This window comes from Mangrovicoccus sp. HB161399, assembly GCF_013184745.1.
Taxonomy (GTDB): domain Bacteria; phylum Pseudomonadota; class Alphaproteobacteria; order Rhodobacterales; family Rhodobacteraceae; genus Mangrovicoccus.
On sequence record NZ_JAATVU010000103.1, the window covers coordinates 1 to 15,502 of the forward strand.

The 15,502-nt window shown below is 70.4% G+C and carries 10 protein-coding genes and 3 pseudogenes; 2 read left to right on the forward strand and 11 right to left on the reverse strand.

Annotated elements, in window-relative coordinates; translation table 11 throughout:
- Positions 1–693: 693 nt before the first annotated feature.
- Both hrpB and HCC78_RS34140 read right to left on the reverse strand, forming a co-directional pair.
- On the reverse strand, positions 694–3,153 hold the full coding sequence (hrpB, locus tag HCC78_RS28995) for an ATP-dependent helicase HrpB (RefSeq protein ID WP_253949422.1): 2,460 nt from the start codon (positions 3,151–3,153) through the stop codon (positions 694–696).
- 2 nt (positions 3,154–3,155) lie between these two features.
- On the reverse strand, positions 3,156–3,866 hold the full coding sequence (locus tag HCC78_RS34140; RefSeq protein WP_253949423.1) for a DUF3108 domain-containing protein: 711 nt from the start codon (positions 3,864–3,866) through the stop codon (positions 3,156–3,158).
- 106 nt (positions 3,867–3,972) lie between these two features.
- Between HCC78_RS34140 and meaB the strand changes: the two genes are divergently transcribed.
- Positions 3,973–4,950, forward strand: a complete 978-nt coding sequence (gene meaB / locus HCC78_RS29000; RefSeq protein ID WP_172332236.1) for a methylmalonyl Co-A mutase-associated GTPase MeaB — start codon at positions 3,973–3,975, stop codon at positions 4,948–4,950.
- 235 nt (positions 4,951–5,185) lie between these two features.
- The gene (locus HCC78_RS29005; protein ID WP_172332237.1) at positions 5,186–6,049 is read left to right on the forward strand and encodes an SHOCT domain-containing protein; all 864 of its coding nucleotides are present in this window, start codon (positions 5,186–5,188) and stop codon (positions 6,047–6,049) included.
- Here the strand turns inward: HCC78_RS29005 and HCC78_RS29010 are convergent.
- The 9 genes and pseudogenes from HCC78_RS29010 to HCC78_RS34155 all read right to left on the reverse strand — a co-directional run.
- Positions 6,035–6,769 (reverse strand): hypothetical protein, encoded by a 735-nt coding sequence (locus tag HCC78_RS29010; protein WP_172332238.1) that lies wholly within the window; start codon positions 6,767–6,769, stop codon positions 6,035–6,037. The genes HCC78_RS29005 and HCC78_RS29010 overlap by 15 nt on opposite strands.
- A 228-nt stretch (positions 6,770–6,997) precedes the next feature.
- Positions 6,998–7,564, reverse strand: a complete 567-nt coding sequence (locus HCC78_RS29015; RefSeq protein ID WP_172332239.1) for a hypothetical protein — start codon at positions 7,562–7,564, stop codon at positions 6,998–7,000.
- A gap of 168 nt (positions 7,565–7,732) precedes the next feature.
- Positions 7,733–8,182 (reverse strand): hypothetical protein, encoded by a 450-nt coding sequence (locus tag HCC78_RS29020; RefSeq protein ID WP_172332240.1) that lies wholly within the window; start codon positions 8,180–8,182, stop codon positions 7,733–7,735.
- A complete protein-coding gene (locus HCC78_RS29025; RefSeq protein ID WP_172332241.1) occupies positions 8,182–8,403 on the reverse strand; it encodes a hypothetical protein in 222 nt (73 codons plus the stop codon). The genes HCC78_RS29020 and HCC78_RS29025 overlap by 1 nt, the downstream gene beginning before the upstream one ends.
- Positions 8,404–8,406: 3 nt before the next feature.
- Complete coding sequence (locus tag HCC78_RS34145; protein ID WP_371743953.1) at positions 8,407–8,619, reverse strand: peptidoglycan-binding protein; 213 nt, start codon at positions 8,617–8,619, stop codon at positions 8,407–8,409.
- Between the two features lie 129 nt (positions 8,620–8,748).
- Positions 8,749–9,317, reverse strand: a pseudogene (locus HCC78_RS34150) (N-acetylmuramidase family protein); the annotation flags it as partial.
- A gap of 24 nt (positions 9,318–9,341) precedes the next feature.
- On the reverse strand, positions 9,342–12,308 hold the full coding sequence (locus HCC78_RS29035) for an error-prone DNA polymerase (protein WP_253949426.1): 2,967 nt from the start codon (positions 12,306–12,308) through the stop codon (positions 9,342–9,344).
- A gap of 606 nt (positions 12,309–12,914) precedes the next feature.
- A pseudogene (locus tag HCC78_RS35035) lies at positions 12,915–13,322 on the reverse strand (transposase); the annotation flags it as partial.
- 1,307 nt (positions 13,323–14,629) lie between these two features.
- Positions 14,630–14,976, reverse strand: a pseudogene (locus HCC78_RS34155) (IS110 family transposase); the annotation flags it as partial.
- Positions 14,977–15,502 lie beyond the last annotated feature (526 nt).

The window sequence follows — 15,502 nt, forward strand, 5'->3', positions numbered from 1 at the left end:
CCCTCTCTCAGCCCCTCGAGCCGATGTCCCTTGACCTCGCCGCCTGAACGGAGCCTATTTCACGTGCCCGGAGCATGTCGCTCGGCAATTTCCGCCACATTCGCGACTCGACCGGCGCGGCATTGCAGGATTTCCAGTTGGTGGTGCGGTTGCGGGCAGGTTCCGGCTTCGTCACGTTGGGGCTTAACCCACGAGATTCAGATCGTGAATCTCCAAGACGGTCAGCTTTGCAACAATGCCTACGTACGCTCGCATGTGCCTGGGCTCTGCCCAAGCGAGGATGCCCGGCATGGCGATGCGGGGGGCGGGACCGACGGAAGCTGCTGCCTGTGGCGCAGGTCGGGACTGTCCGGAGCCGGCCAATCCGGTGCGACCGGACGGAGCGGGCTCGCCATTGTCCCTGCTGTCTGGCCGGGCTGCGCTCGACCGGCCCTTCGGCGGGCCAGGCAGAACGGGAGCGCGGCTATCCTCAGATGCGGGGGCTCGTCCAGTCCGGCCCGGTCGGCATTGCCGCGCAATTTCCCGGAGCCCGATCTTGGCCGGGCCGGCACATCTTGCGGCAGAGGTTGAGCGGAGGCCTGCTCCCGAACCTTGTCCGGCCGAATGGGGTCCGGACGTGGCTTCTCTTGACGCCCCCCGGTTGCACGGCCCTGAGGCCCCCGCGCGGCCATGGTTGCGGCATGCCGCCCGGTGTCAGGTGCCGCGGGGCTTGGCGCGCAGGGTCGGGTCGGCTTGGGTCGGGTCCTCGGGCCAGGGATGGCGCGGATAGCGGCCGCGCATGTCCTTGCGCACATCCGAATAGGACGAGGCCCAGAAGCCCGGCAGATCCATCGTCGTCTGCACCGGCCGCCCGGCGGGGGACAGCAGCGTGACGCGCAGCGGCCGGCCGCCGACCATCGGATGGCGGGTCTCGCCGAACATTTCCTGCAGCCGCAGCGAGATTTCCGGCGCTTCGGCACCGTAGTCGATGGCGATCCTGCGTCCCAGCGGGGTCGTGTAATGCGGCGGCGCGAAGCGGTCGAGCGCCTGCGCCTCGTCCCAGCCCAGCCGCGCGGCCAGTGCCGGGCCTGGGTCGAGCGACTTGAAGTCCGCCGCCGAGCGCACCTTGCCCAGATAGGGCAGAAGCCAGTCCTCCGCCTCGGCCAGGAGCGCCTCTTCCGACGGATCGGGCAGGCCGGGCATCTCGCCCCGCGCCAGCGCCAGCCGCGCGCGCAGAAGGTCGAAGGCGGCCGAGGGCTTCAGCGCCTGCAGGCCGAGATCGCGCAGCCCTTCCAGCGCCGCGGCGGCGACGGCCGCCTCGGGGGCGTCCTTCCAGTGGCGGTCGGTCAGGACCAGCGCGCCGAAGCGGTCCTGCTGGCGTGCCTCGACCCGGCGGTCCCGCTTCGACCACTGGCAGACCGCGACCTCGGCGATTCGGCTGCCGTAGAGGCCGCGCAGCCCGCTTTCCGACAGCGCGGCGCCGAGCCGGACCTTCGCCTCGCGCGCGTCGCCGTCGAGATCGAGCGCGACGATCATCCGCTGGCCGGCCAGAGGGTCGCCCGGGTCCATCGCCGCGCCCTTGCCGCCCGACAGCAGCCAGCGCGGATCGTCGCCCTTGCGGCGAAGCCCGATCCGGTCCGGATAGGCCAGCGCTGCCATCTCCGCCGCGGACAGGCCGCTGTCCCTGCCGGGGGCTGCGCGGCGCAGCCGCTTGGCCTCGGTGCGGATGCGTTCCAGGCCGGCGCGGCTGGCAATGTCGCCATGTTCGGCGGCGAAGCGGCGCGGATCCTTCAGCGCCTCGAGCCGCAGCCTGAGGTCGCTGCCCGCGCCGCGCAGCGGATCGCGGTCGGCCAGCAGCGCCGCCAGCTCCGCCGCCTGCGGCCCGGCCAGCGCCAGCATGTGGCCCAGCCGCGGATGCACCGGCAGCCTGGCCAGGGCGGCGCCGTGATCCGTCATCCGCCCGGCCCCGTCGAGCGCGCCCAGGTCGCGCAGCAGCGCCCGCGCTTCGGCCAGCGCGCCCTCGGGCGGCGGCGTGAGAAAGGCCAGCTCCTCCGGTTCCGCGCCCCATTGCGCCAGGTCGAGCGCCAGGCCCGTCAGATCGGCGGCGGCGATCTCGGGCGGCGGGAAGGCAGCGAGCCCGCCTTCCTCGCCCCTGGTCCAGGCGCGGTAGCAGGTGCCCGGCGCGACCCGGCCCGCACGGCCGCGGCGCTGTTCGGCCTCGGCGCGGGTGACGCGTTCCGTCACCAGCCGCGACATGCCGGAATTCGGATCGAAGCGCGCCCGCCGCGCCAGCCCGGCATCGACCACGACGCGCACATCCTCGATGGTCAGCGAGGTTTCGGCGATCGACGTTGCCAGAACGACCTTGCGGCGGCCTGCGGGCGAGGGGGCGATGGCAGCGCGCTGCGCCTTCAGCTCCATCGCGCCGAAAAGCGGCAGGATATCGGCATCTGCGGGCAGGCGGCCCTTCAGCTGCGCTTCGGTGCGGCGGATCTCGCCCTCGCCGGGCAGGAAGACGAGGACGCCGCCCTCGGTCTCGCCATAGGCGCGGGCGACGAGGTCGGCGGTGACCGCCTCGATCCGGTCGCGCGGGCCTTTCGGGCGGTCGAGATGGCGGGTCTCCACCGGGAAGGCGCGGCCCTCGGAGGTGACCATCGGCGCATCGCCGAGCAGCGCCGCCACCGGCGCGGCGTCGAGCGTCGCGGACATGACGACGATCTGCAGGTCGTCGCGCAGCGCGCCGCGCACCTCCCAGGCCAGCGCCAGCCCCAGATCGGCCTGCAGCGAACGTTCGTGGAATTCGTCGAAGATCACCAGGCCGATGCCGGGCAGGTCGGGATCGGCCTGCAGCTGCCGGGTCAGGATGCCTTCGGTGACGACCTCGATCCGGGTGGACTTGCCCGTCTTGCTGTCGCCGCGGATGCGGTAGCCGACGGTCTGGCCGACCTCTTCGCCCAGCGTTGCCGCCATCCGCTCGGCCGCGGCGCGGGCGGCAAGGCGGCGGGGTTCCAGCATCAGGATGCGGCCCTCGACCAGCCCGGAGGCCAGAAGGTCCAGCGGCACGCGGGTGGTCTTGCCGGCGCCCGGCGGGGCCTGCAGCACGGCGCGGCGATGCGTGGCCAGCGCCTCCCGCAGGGCGGGCAGGGCGTCGTCGATCGGAAGCGGAAAGGCCAAGGTCAGCGCCGCACCATGCGGAAATTGCCGAACGTCGTGGGGATGCGCAGCTCGGTCACGCGCATCGCGCCGTCCGCGGCCGCGTAGACGACCGTGAAGGGCCAGACCGGCTTCTCGGCCAGCTCCTTCGGCGAGAACCCGGCGACGCGGCGGTATTCGCCGCTGCATTCCAGCCCGCCGCCCGGGGTCTCCTTGCCGCCCACGAGGCGGATATCGGCGCGCCTTCGCCCGTCATAGAGGTCGATCTTCAGGTCGCAGGCCAGATCCGCCGGCCGGTCGCGCAGGATGGCGAAGGCGGCGGTCATCGGGTCGACGGTGCCGGATTGCTCTGCGGCCGGGGCGGCGTGCTTCGGCGCCTTCCTGCGCTCCGGATCGCGGGAGACCGCGGGCGTGCCGCCGGAATAGCGGAAGGAGAGCGCCTCGGTCTCGCCGTCCTCCGTGGTGGCGGAGGAGAAGCTCTCGGGCCGGTAGCGGTTGCCGTCGACCCGGCCGCGCGACTTCGCGTCGACCGAGGAATCGAGGAACAGCCCTGCCAGCCCGCCCGAGCGCATGGCGCCCGCGGCGGCATAGCGCCCGCCGCGCTCCTCGGCGGAGTATTGCAGCGTCCCGGCGCGGACGGGGCCGAGCCGCAGGTCGAACGTCCCGGTTTCGGCCGCTGCCGCACCGGCCAGCGCGAGCCCGGCCAGAAGCCCGGCAAATCCCGCATGTGACATTGGTCGCGCCCTCCCGCTCTTGCCATCGGTCCCCGGCACAAGGCAGAAAACCGCGGTGATCGTCAACCGGCCCGGCCACGGGCGCCAGATGAAGCGGAGACCCGCCATGGACCGTTCCGACCTCGCCCGCCGCATCCTCGACGGCGAGCGCCGTGCGCTGGCCCGTGCCATCACGCTGGTGGAAAGCGGCCGCGCCGATCATCGCGAAGAGGCCGTGGCACTGGTCGAGGAGCTGCGCAAATCCGGGCGCAAGGCGCTCCGCATCGGGCTGTCGGGCACGCCGGGCGTCGGCAAGTCGACCTTCATCGAGGCCTTCGGCATGATGCTGACCGCCAAGGGGCTGCGCGTCGCCGTTCTGGCGGTCGATCCGTCCTCGGCACGCTCGGGCGGCTCGATCCTCGGCGACAAGACCCGGATGGAGCGGCTCAGCCGCGATCCGATGGCCTTCATCCGGCCCTCGCCCTCGCAGACCCAGCTGGGCGGCGTGGCGCGGCGCACCCGCGAGGCGGTGGCGCTCTGCGAGGCGGCAGGCTTCGACGTGGTGCTGATCGAGACGGTGGGCGTCGGCCAGTCGGAAACGATGGTCGCCGAGATGTGCGACCTGTTCCTGCTGCTGATGGCGCCCGCGGGCGGCGACGAGCTGCAGGGAGTGAAGCGCGGCATCATGGAGATCGCCGACATCATCCTGGTCAACAAGGCCGATGGCGACCTGAAGCCGGTGGCGACGCGGACCTGCGCGGACTATGCCGGGGCGCTGCGCCTGTTGCGCAAGCGGCCGCAGGACCCGCCGGGCTTCCCCAAGGCGCTGATGGTCTCGGCGATGGCGGAAACCGGGCTGGAGGAGGCCTGGGCCGAAATGCAGGCGCTCGATGCCTGGCGGCGGGAGACGGGACATTGGGAGGCCCGCCGCGCCGAGCAGGCCCGCCACTGGTTCCGCGAGGAGCTGCAGCACGGGCTGCTGGCCCGGCTCACGGCGGATCCCGAGCTGGTGCAGCTCCAGGCAGCGCTGTCGGATGCGGTGGCGGACGGGCGGCGGACGGCCGAATCGGCTGCGCGCGAAGTGCTGGACACGCTCGGGCGCTGAGCGCGCTCCTGCGCCCTTGCCGGGCGCGGCTGCCTGCCAATGCGGCTTTCGGCGCGAAAGGCATCAGCCCGGAGGGCTGCAGCCTGCCCCCAGGTTCACACGGGCAAGCCGACTGGTGCTTATCTGTGACAGGGGGCGGCGTCCCGGTGGTACCGGTGTCGCAATCGGACCCTATATGTTAGCGCACGGCCTGATCCGCAAACTAGGGGCGCCGCAGCAGCGGCGGAACATACCAATGGACCAACTTTCTCAGCATGGATCCGCGGTGGCGGCGGATCTCAGCCAGCGTTACGGCATCAGCCAGGACGCGGTGCGCGCCATGATGGACGCGGTCAGCCGCGGCGGCGGCACCCAGGCCCAATTCTCGGTGCCGGAACTCGGCGGCATGGGCCAGTGGTCGTCCGGAGGGATGACCATGGTCGGCGACATGTTCAACTCGAACCTGCAGGCGCTGGTGTCGAATCTCTGCGGAGAGATCTCGAATGCCTATTTCAACGGCAGCTTCTACGCGCCGCGCCCGGTTCAGAGGCAGGCGCAGGGCGGCCAGCAGCAATTCCAGGGCGGCGGCCAGTACCAGAGCCAAGGCAACGGCGTATCGATGAGCTTCTCGGGCGGCGGCGGCAACTGGTGGCCGCAGGAACTGGGCTTTCCGTCTTCCTCGGGCTCGCAGAACAACCTCAGCTACGCGATCTTCCCCGACAGCCGCCGTCTCGCGGTGAACCTGAACGGGCAGGTGACGGTCTACGACACGCTCGACCACATGATCGGCGGCGTCGGCCAGCAGCAGTCGGGCGACGCCAGCTGGACCTTCACCAGCCAGTACGGGACCGTCTACCTCAACCAGCTTCCCGTCGTCTCCGGCCAGGGGCAGGGCCAGCAGCCGGTGCAGCAGGAGCCGTCCTGGACGAACGCGCCCCAGCCCGAACCGGCGCCCGCCCCCCAGCCCGAACCGGTGCAGGCGGCCCAGCCGATGCAGCAGCAGGCGGGGTCCGGCGACGTCTTCGGCGCGCTGGAAAAGCTCGGCCAGCTGCGCGACATGGGCGTGCTGACCGAGGACGAGTTCCAGTCGAAGAAATCCGAGCTGCTAGCGCGGCTCTGACGGCGCGCCGACCCAGCCGAACCTTTCGGCTGGGTCGAAGACGCTTGAGACCAGCAGGTCCAGGGCACCGTCATGGACCTGCATCAATGGCGTGCCGAGGCTGAGTTCCGATACGGCCCAATAGCCCGTGCCCAACGCCAGCACCGTGATGATGGCGACCCAGCCGGTCAGGCCGAGGCTGACCCAGATCCGCGCCCAGGCGACCTCGCCTGCGCCGCGGGCGGGGTCGAACCCGCGGATCGCCATATTGCGGAGCCGTGGCCCGAAGGGCGCGACCAGCAGCCCGAGCCAGGCAATCAGCAAGTGCACGAGGCTCGGCACGAAGGTCGAGACCAGCGTCGCATAGAGCCAGCGCAGCGATGCATCGCCCGTCTCGATGTCCCGGCGCAGATCGGCGAGGTTCAGCAGGTCGCCGCCTTGGGACAGATGGTTGAACCAGGCGACGGCGGCCACCAGCGCAAAGCACAGCCCCCAGAGCAGCAGCGCGGCGCCGATCACGTCCGCACTCCCCAGCGCCACGCGTTTCAGCACGCGCGGCCATCTCGGCCAGATGGCGGGGGACAGGCCGAGCCGCAGCAGCCAGCGGGTCAGGCCGAGCGAGGCGAAATCGAACAGCGCATTGACCAGCGGCAGCAGGCCGAAGAACAGGGTCGCGCTGGCAAAGTCCGGGTCATAGCCATCCGTGGAAACGCTCAGCGCCAGCAGCAGGAAAGCGCCCAATGTCAGCCCGGCATACAGCGTGGATATCCGCTTTCCGCCACTCGCCGCTCGTTTGAAGAGGCGGCTGACGGCAAATCCGGACATGGCGGGCAAAGCAACAAAAAAGATCGCAATTGTGAGGTAAATTGAAGGCTCATCACCGATGAGCGCGCTCAGCCAGCGATACGCCTCGTCTATTGCGACTGCGACTGCGCCTGCGACTGCGACTGCGAGGATCAGCCCCCCGAACTAGGGTATGACCTCGTTCGGGGGGGCTGCGCACCAAGGCTGGACCGCGTTGAACAGCCTGACAAGCCCGCCGATCGTCACGGCGTGGATCGCGCGCGGAATCGGCCGGTTCCATCGCAGGACCGCCATCGCGGCCAGCAGGATTGCGGCGGCTTGCAGCCGGTCCGACAGGCCGGATGGCGAGAGTTGCAGCAGCCCGCCGATGTCGCCGGGCCAGTTGAACAGCATCCAGAACAGCATCGGCAGCGCGAAGGGATAGATCACCGCCAGAAGCAGCATCCGGTCATAGGCTTTCCAGTTCCAAGCCCGCCGCCGCCAGGACCAGCCGCGGCCCTCCAGCGCCTCCGGCGGGCAGAGCCACAGGTCCAGCCGGTGCAGCATCCGCCGCAGCATTGCCGAATAGGCGCTGCCCAGCCCGTCCTTGCGGACCGTGTTCTGGATCAGGAAGGAACTTTCCCGGCTGATCTCGGCATGGATCACCCAGTAGACGAAGCCGAGCAGCATTGCCGCCACTGTCAGAAAGTTGGTCAGATCTCCCAGATCGAAATGCGTTGCGGGGTCTGCCAAATGCCCGGACCTTCCTGAAAATACTTGCTCCAAGGTAAACGGCGGCACCCGAGGCAGGCAACTGCCCGGCAAGGCCTGCGACAGCTTTCCGCTTCCGATCCCGGCACACACGAAAAAACCGGGCCGCCGCGTGGCGGGCCCGGTCCGGGGAAGCGGCTGGGGGCGGGATCAGCTGCCGGCGAGCTGCTTCTTCAGCTTGTCGACCGCCGTCGCCGTGACCTTGACCACGTTCTTGGTCGCGGTGATCCGGTCGGTCGTGGCCTGCTCGGCCACCGCCTGCTGCGCCTTGCGCAGCTCGGTGCCCAGCACTTGCTCCTTGTTCTTCGAGCCGCGCGACGAGCCGAACTCGAAATCGAAGGCCGAGCCGATGTTGCGCGCGAACATGCCGCCGATGCCGATCACCGTCTGGTTCAGGTCGGGCATCAGCATCTCCAGCGCCACGATCAGCACGATCGCCACGAAGGCCGAGATCAGGATGATGTTGCCGCGCGTCTCGCCGCGCGCCTCCTGCGAGCGGCAGGCATCCTGGACGTCCTGCGGGAAGGCGCGGTGGTGCTCCAGGTCGATCCGGGCAAGCTCCGCGTCGAGCTGCGCCAGCGAGGTCCGCAGCTGCGCCATCAGTTCGGGATCGGCGGCCAGGACCGCGCGGGCCTCCTGGACCTGGGGGGCTGGATCGGCATGCCGACGACCTTCGACACTGCGGTGGCGATGCTTTCGGCGGCCTCGGCCGTGTGCTTGACGGCATGGGCCTGCTTGTCGCCGACCAGAAAGCGGACCATCGGCGGCAGCACGTCCGCGACCAGCGGCATCAGGGCGGTGGCAAGGAAGGGAAGGGGCATTGTCTAGGCCTCCGCCTGCGCCGTTTCGAACTGGCGCATCATGTGATAGGCGGCCTGCACCGCGGCGCGGACCTCCAGCGTGAACTGCCCGGTCGGCGGCATCTTGGCGAAGCGCTGGAACTTGGCGATGGCGGCGGCGGTCTTCGGCCCCATCTTGTTGTCGACGATGCCGGGATCGATCGAGAGATGCTGCAGCGCCCGCTGCAGGTCGCGCACCGTGCGGATTTCTAACGTGTCCGGGGCCGGCGCTGCCTTGGGCTTGGCCGGGGCGGAGGGCTCGGCCGCGTATTTCTCGTAGGCGGCGGCCATCTTCCGGTCATAGCGGTTCTGGCGGTAGTTCTGGCCGTTGTAGCCGAGCGCGAACTTTCGCCAGTTGAGCGCGCGCAGATGCGGGTCCAGGTCGCAGGCCAGGACGAAATCAACGAAGGCGTCGAGATGGTTGTCGACATCGGAGCCAGCGCCTCGACGAAATCCTCTACATCGGAATAGCCGGCCAGCTCGTGGTTGAACCCCATGATCTGGAACTGTCCCCAGGAGGCGGATTTCAGCGCGGCCTCCCCGTCGAGCTTCAGCGCCTCCGCCATCTTCGGCCATTGCTCCGAGAACGTGCCGTAATTCCCGGGCTTCCCGCTCAGCTCGGGATGGCTCTGGCTGAATCGGCCGCCGGTGAACTTGCGGAACTTGTGGCGCTCGAACAGGATGGTCGGGCGGCCTTCCTGGTCGAAGGGGGCGCGGCTGGATTCGACCTCGGCCACGGTGTTGATCGCAGCGATGTCGCAGCCCAGCTCGTCGGCGGCCTTCTGGTAGGCCTCCTCGGAAATCGCCTTGTTCGGGTCCGGGCAGGAAAAATTCATGGCAGTCCTCCTCCGGCGACAATGTTTACTATGGGTTAACATTCCGTGGGGGCATCGCATGCCCGAAATTGGATGCGGTAGGGTCTACCGGAAACCGGGCAGTCCTCCGGGCGTCAGCTGCGGCCTGAGCAGCGCCATGGGATGGGCGCGGAGGCTGAGGCGCAGATGCACGTAGTCTTCCACCACCTCCTCGCCGAGGCTCATCCGCGGCAGCGCGACGGCTGGTTCGGCAATGCCCTCGCCTTCCAGGCCGCGGGCGAAAAGCGGCAGCGGCCCCGGCCCGGCCAGCGCGCGGGCCTGCCACAGCGCCTCGCGCCTGCCGAGGGGCGGATCTCCCTCTCCCCCGCGGGGAGAGGGCCGGGGAGAGGGGGCAGGGCCGGACAGCACGTGGAACGCATCCGCCTCGGCCAGCCGCGCTGCCATGGCGGGCGCGATCCCGGCGCGTCGCCAGACATCCTCCACCGTGACATAGCCGTTGCCGCGCGCGGCGGTGATCCAGGCGGCCTCTTCCTCGGGGAGTCCGCGGATCTGGCGGAAACCCAGCCGCAGCGCCAGCCCGCCCTCGCCGTCGGGCTCCAGCGTGCAGTCCCAGAAGCTGTGGTTGACGGAAACGGGGCGCACCTCCACCCCGTGCTCGCGCGCGTCGCGGACGATCTGGGCGGGGGCGTAGAATCCCATCGGCTGCGAATTCAGCAGGGCGCAGGCGAAGACCGCCGGATGGCGGCATTTCAGCCAGGCCGAGGCATAGACCAGCAGCGCGAAGCTGGCCGCATGGCTTTCGGGGAAGCCGTAGGAGCCGAAGCCCTCGATCTGCGAAAAGCAGCGTTCGGCGAAGTCCCGGTCATAGCCGTTGCGCGCCATGCCCGCGAGAAAGCGGTGGCGGAACTCGCTGACATTGCCGTGCTTCTTGAAGGTGGCGAGGCTGCGGCGCAGCCGGTCGGCCTCTTCCGGGGTGAAGCCCGCGCCGGTGATGGCGATCTGCATCGCCTGTTCCTGGAAGAGCGGCACGCCCATCGTCTTGCCGAGCACCGCGCCGAGCGCGTCGGAGGGGAGCGTGACGGGTTCCTCGCCGTTGCGGCGCCGCAGGTAGGGATGGACCATGTCGCCCTGGATCGGCCCGGGGCGGATGATCGCCACCTCGATCACCAGGTCGTAGAAGTTGCGCGGCCGCATCCGCGGCAGGAAGTTCATCTGGGCGCGGCTCTCCACTTGGAAGACGCCCAGGCTGTCGGCGCGGCACAGCATGTCGTAGACTGCCGGATCCTCGGGCGGCAGGGTGGCCAGGTCGTAGTCCAGCCGGTGGTGCTGGCGCAGCAGGCCGAAGGCGCGGCGGATGCAGCTGAGCATGCCGAGCGCGAGGATGTCGACCTTGAGGATGCCCAGCGTGTCGATGTCGTCCTTGTCCCAGCAGATGACGGTGCGGTCCTCCATCGCCGCGTTCTCGACCGGCACCAGCTCGTCGAGGCGGCCCTCGGTGATGACGAAGCCGCCGACATGCTGGCTCAGGTGGCGCGGGAAGCCCTGGATCTCGCGGACCAGATCCAAGGTCTGGCGCAGCCGCCGGTCGGCGGGATCGAGCCCGATCTCGCGCAGCCGGGCATCCTCCAGCCCCGAGGTGGCGAAGAAGCCCCAGAGCTGCGAGCTGAGCGCGGATATGGTGTCCTCGGTCAGTCCCATGGCACGGCCGACCTCGCGGATGGCGCGCTTGCCGCGGTAATGGATGACGGTGGCGCAGAGCCCGGCGCGGTGGCGGCCGTAGCGGGCGTAGATGTGCTGGATCACCTCCTCGCGGCGCTCGTGCTCGAAATCGACGTCGATGTCCGGGGGCTCGTCGCGGGCCTCGGAGACGAAGCGCTCGAAGACCATGGTGCCGATCTCGGGCGAGACCGAGGTGACGCCCAGGCAGTAGCAGGTGATGGAGTTCGCCGCCGAGCCGCGGCCCTGGCAGAGGATGCCGCGGGAGCGGGCGAAATCGACGATGTCATGGACGGTGAGGAAATAGGGCGCGTAGCCGAGCTTGGCGATCAGCGCGAGTTCGTGGGCGAGCAGCGCCCCGACCTTTTCCGGCGCGCCCGAAGGATAGCGCCGGCGCAGCCCCTCGGCCGCCAGCCGCGCGAGGCGCTGGTCGGCAGTCTCGCAGCCGGAGGCTTCCGAAGGGTATTCGTAGCGCAGCTCGTCGAGCGAGAACGTGCAGGCGTCGGCAATCTCCCCGGCGCGGGCCAGCGCGTCTTCGTGGCCCGCGAAGATGCGGGCAAGCTCGGCGGGGGTGCGCAGGCGGCGCTCGGCATTGGCCTGGGCGGCGCGGCCGATCTCCTCGACCCGGCAGCCCTCGCGGATGGCGGTCAGCACGTCGGCGAGGCGGCGGCGGCGGGCGGCATGCATCACCGGCGCGGCCGAGGCGGCCGTGGCGATGCCGAGCCGCTGGGCGAGGCGGGAGAGCGCGGCGAAGCGGGCCGGGTCCTGGCCGTCATAGGCGGGGGCCAGCAGCAGGAAGACCTGGCCGGGGAGGCGGCGCGACAGTTGTTCCGCCCGTGACGCCCATCCGCCCGCGCCGCTGTCCGGCGGCAGCGCCCGTGGCGGGCGCAGCAGGAGCACAAGCCCCTCCGCCTGCGCGAGAAGATCGTCGAAGCCCAAGCGGCAGGCGCCCTTCTCCGCGCGCAGCCGCCCCGTCGACAGCAGCCGGCAGAGCCGTCCCCAGGCCGCCCGGTCGCGCGGCAGCGCGATGGCGGCGAAGCCGTCCTCCAGCACCAGCTGCGCGGCCGGGAGCAGCCGGGGCGCCGTCTCCAGGACCGGCGCGGGACGGTGGGGCAGATGTGCAGGGCAGGGCGGCCCGATCGCGCCGTCGCGGGCGATGGCCGCTGCGCGGGCGCGCAGCTCGCGGGCGATCTCGCGGGCCCGCTGATGGGCGCGGACGATGCCCGCCACCGAGTTCCGGTCGGCGATGGCGATCGCCTGCAGCCCGGCCTCGGCGGCCTGCTCCATGTATTCCTCCGGATGGCTCGCCCCGCGGAGGAAGCTGAAATTCGAGGTGATGCAGAGTTCGACCGCCATGGCCGCCAGTATATTCCCCTTTTGTTCCATCCGGGAGTCCGCTTCTTTGGGGCATTCCGGAGCGCTGGGGAGGGCGGGTGGCGGGTTGATTCGCTTCGGCGAGCCGCGCATGGAGGAAGCTCCGTTCGACTGGGCGCTGTCGATGGGGAAAGTGGGCGCGCCCTGGCCGCTGCGGCGGCGATCGGCGCGTCCGGCTGGGGTCGGGGGCGGTTCCGCCTCGCGGCATGGCTTGCCCGCGCATGAAGACGGCACGCCGATCTCCTGATGCCCGGGACAGGACCGGCGGACGGAAGTGGCAAGGTACGGGCATCTCGTCATGCGGCCTGCTCCGGTGGCGGCGCGCGGGCGCGGGACCTGTCCCCGACCCCAGCCGGACGCGCCGATCGCCGCCGCAGCAGGGCCACGGCTCGCGGAGCGTGAAGGGGCTCGGCAACCTGTGCCGGTGCAGTCGGGCAGCCGGTGTCTGGAGTACCCGGAGGACGGGCGCTTCATCATGCGCTCATGCCTGTCGCTGCCCCGCTCCTGGCGAAGCAGGCCCCTGCGGGCGCTGCTCGCGAGGAAGCTGTCCTGGCGGATGCGGTGGAACCCGTCCGGCAAGACACGAATCAGGAAGTGGCGGATGACCGCGCTGGCCGCGGACCGCATCGCTGTCATCCTGTCGCCGGACTTGATCCGGCAGTCCTTCCAGCGGACCGCAACGGTGGTGCTGTCTGCGCTGGCCATGCGGCTGTTCGGGATGGCGACGCGATGGGTGGGGCGGCCGGGACGGGCGGGCATCGCCTCCCGATTGCCGGAGGCGGCCATGCATGGACCGGCCGGTCCGCCTTCCACAGCCGCGCCGGCCAGGCAGCGAAGGTCCCGGCAAGTTCCAGACCGGAGCGGCATCCGGGGAACGGCAGGTGCCTGGCACCGTGGAGGGCGGCCAACCCCTCGATGGACAATCGCTGTCGACCGAGCGCAGGGCGGATGGAGCGGGGGACCGTCCGCGGCGATGATTCCGTGGCAGGCCTTCATCGGAAGAAGGAATCCGGGACGGAACTGGATGCGCCACGCCCCGTCTGGCGACAGGCCGCCGCCTGCTGCCTGGGAGGGGAACCGCCATGTGTATGGGGTGACGGGCCTGCGCCAATCCCCGGGCGTGCAGCACCGCGGTCATGCCCGCCGCACCATCAAACCGTGGGATCAAACACCTAGGAAAACTAGGAGAACTAGGCGGAAGCATTCCACCGGCAGCAGGCCCTCCGCCCGGGCCGCGATCCGGTCCCGCCTAGCCGTCCCCTGGCTTCTGGGCATGCCTCCCCCTCGGCAGGCTGGACTTTGCCAAATTGCCTGCCGAAAGTTGGTACTTGCAGGAATTGCGCCAGGCATGCCGCAGCCATCGCAGGCCGCCACATGCCCGGCGAGCGCGTCCGCTCGACGGCCGATCCGCTGGGTCGGTCGCTTCACGCTCGACTTCCGGTAGGCCTCCATGCCCGGCATTGGCCAGGCGTCAATCCGCGCCGTTCTGCCGGAAGATGCCAGCGGCCTTTAGCCCCGGCAGGAGCACGCCTTGCCACGCGGCCAAGCTGGCCACAGCGCTGCGGCTCCTCCTCCGCGGGCAGGGCAATCTGCGTCCGGCGGACATTGCCCAGCTGCGCCGGATCGAGGGCCTGATCGGGTCGCCGTCCTGCGACCAGCCGCCGCCTGCTATCCGGGAAAGCCGGGACCTTCCCGCGCTAATTGCCGGAAACGGAGCGCCGCGCCGCCGAAGGTCGCCCCTCGCGGCGCCTGCAGGCCATGCCTGGCGCCGGGACGCTGCCGCCGCCTGCCATCCTGGCTCTCGCTCCGGGCTCGGGCTGGCGCCCAGGCAGCATGGCTCCGGCGGGGAGGACGGCCCCGGAAGGATGTGGGCGTCGCTTGGACATCCTTGCGATGGCGGGGCCTGCCGGCAGGCGCGGCCCAGAGATCGTGCCGAGGAACCGGACGGGCTGAATGTCCGCGCGCAAGCTGATGCACCTGGCCGGGATCGTGTCGGCCGACCAGTCGGCGCGGCAAATCTGGGCCATGCCGGCCCGCAGCGAGGATGGCGGGGACGAGGCGGCAGCGGCATGCTCCGCCCCGCTGACCTGCCGCGAAGTCCCGGCCCTGCGGAACATTTCGGGAGGCGGCTCCAGAGCGGCCAAAGCCGTGGCGGTCGGCGGGCCGATGCCGGGGAGTCCGGGCCGCTCCGCGCCGGCGGCAAATCCTCCGGTGGGGTTCGCTCCGGTCCTCCGCAGGAGGCAAACTGTCCGGAGGACAGTTTGAGGAGGGAACGGGCGGAGCCCCTGGAGCCCGGACGGGCGGAGCCCATCAGGCGGCGGGCCACCGCGCCTTTCCCGGCGGGCCGGCCGACCTCGGCATCCGGGGTCCCGATCTGCCCGCCGAGCCGGGCGAGCGTTGCGGCCGGGACCGTCAGGGAGGCCCGCGCCGTTGCCGGCAGGTCCGGCTCCTTGTCCTCCAGCATCGCAACCAGGCGGCGGACATTCGCCGCGCCCTGCGGCACGGCCCAGCCGCATTCGCCCAGGTGACCGCGCAGCGCGCTGATCATCTGGGTGCGCTGCCGGATCGGCAGCTCCCGTATGCGGAAGACGCTGGCCGCCCCCTGCGTTTCCATGCATTTCAGGGGCACGAAGCGCATGTTCGGCCGCTGCGTCTTGCGCCTTGCATCGATCCGGCGGATCGCTGCGCGGGTGGCTTCACCCCCCCCCCCCGCAGGTCGCTTCCGCGGCGGCCGCATCCGTTCGGCGGCGGAACAGTCCCCCGGACTGTTCCGGATCCCGCCCCGCCTGGCCGCTTGACGAAGGGCTCACATGAGGAGGGTCGGATCAAGCAGGTTTAATCAACTCATCGGCTGTCCTTTCCTCTGACGTTTCGGATCCCGGGTCCGGCCCACTGATGGAACGCGTGTCGAAGACCAACGCGCTCAAGCTCACATACGGTCGCCGTTGATTGCGGCTGCACCATCATCCCGCATCCTGCGGTTGGGGCTCGGGAAGACGGGACCATTCTTAACTACGGCTTTTGGGGCCATACCCTTCGCCGGTCCGTCTGCCCGGATCCGCCGAGGCTGATCAGGCCCCGATGGAACGCTGGAAGTCGTTCGTCTTCAATCTGGTCTGGCGCTCACGCAGTCTTCATGGCTGCTCCCTCGATCACGACGCCGCTGGTCACGTATT

Bases quoted from the DNA above. Each gene is read 5' to 3' on its own strand.
- HCC78_RS34140 (WP_253949423.1), bottom strand. From the start codon at position 3,866: ATGTCACATGCGGGATTTGCCGGGCTTCTGGCCGGGCTCGCGCTGGCC.
- meaB (WP_172332236.1), top strand. From the start codon at position 3,973: ATGGACCGTTCCGACCTCGCCCGCCGCATCCTCGACGGCGAGCGCCGT.
- HCC78_RS29035 (WP_253949426.1), bottom strand. From the start codon at position 12,308: ATGGCGGTCGAACTCTGCATCACCTCGAATTTCAGCTTCCTCCGCGGG.
- HCC78_RS29020 (WP_172332240.1), bottom strand. From the start codon at position 8,182: ATGGCGCAGCTGCGGACCTCGCTGGCGCAGCTCGACGCGGAGCTTGCC.
- HCC78_RS29005 (WP_172332237.1), top strand. From the start codon at position 5,186: ATGGACCAACTTTCTCAGCATGGATCCGCGGTGGCGGCGGATCTCAGC.
- HCC78_RS29025 (WP_172332241.1), bottom strand. From the start codon at position 8,403: ATGCCCCTTCCCTTCCTTGCCACCGCCCTGATGCCGCTGGTCGCGGAC.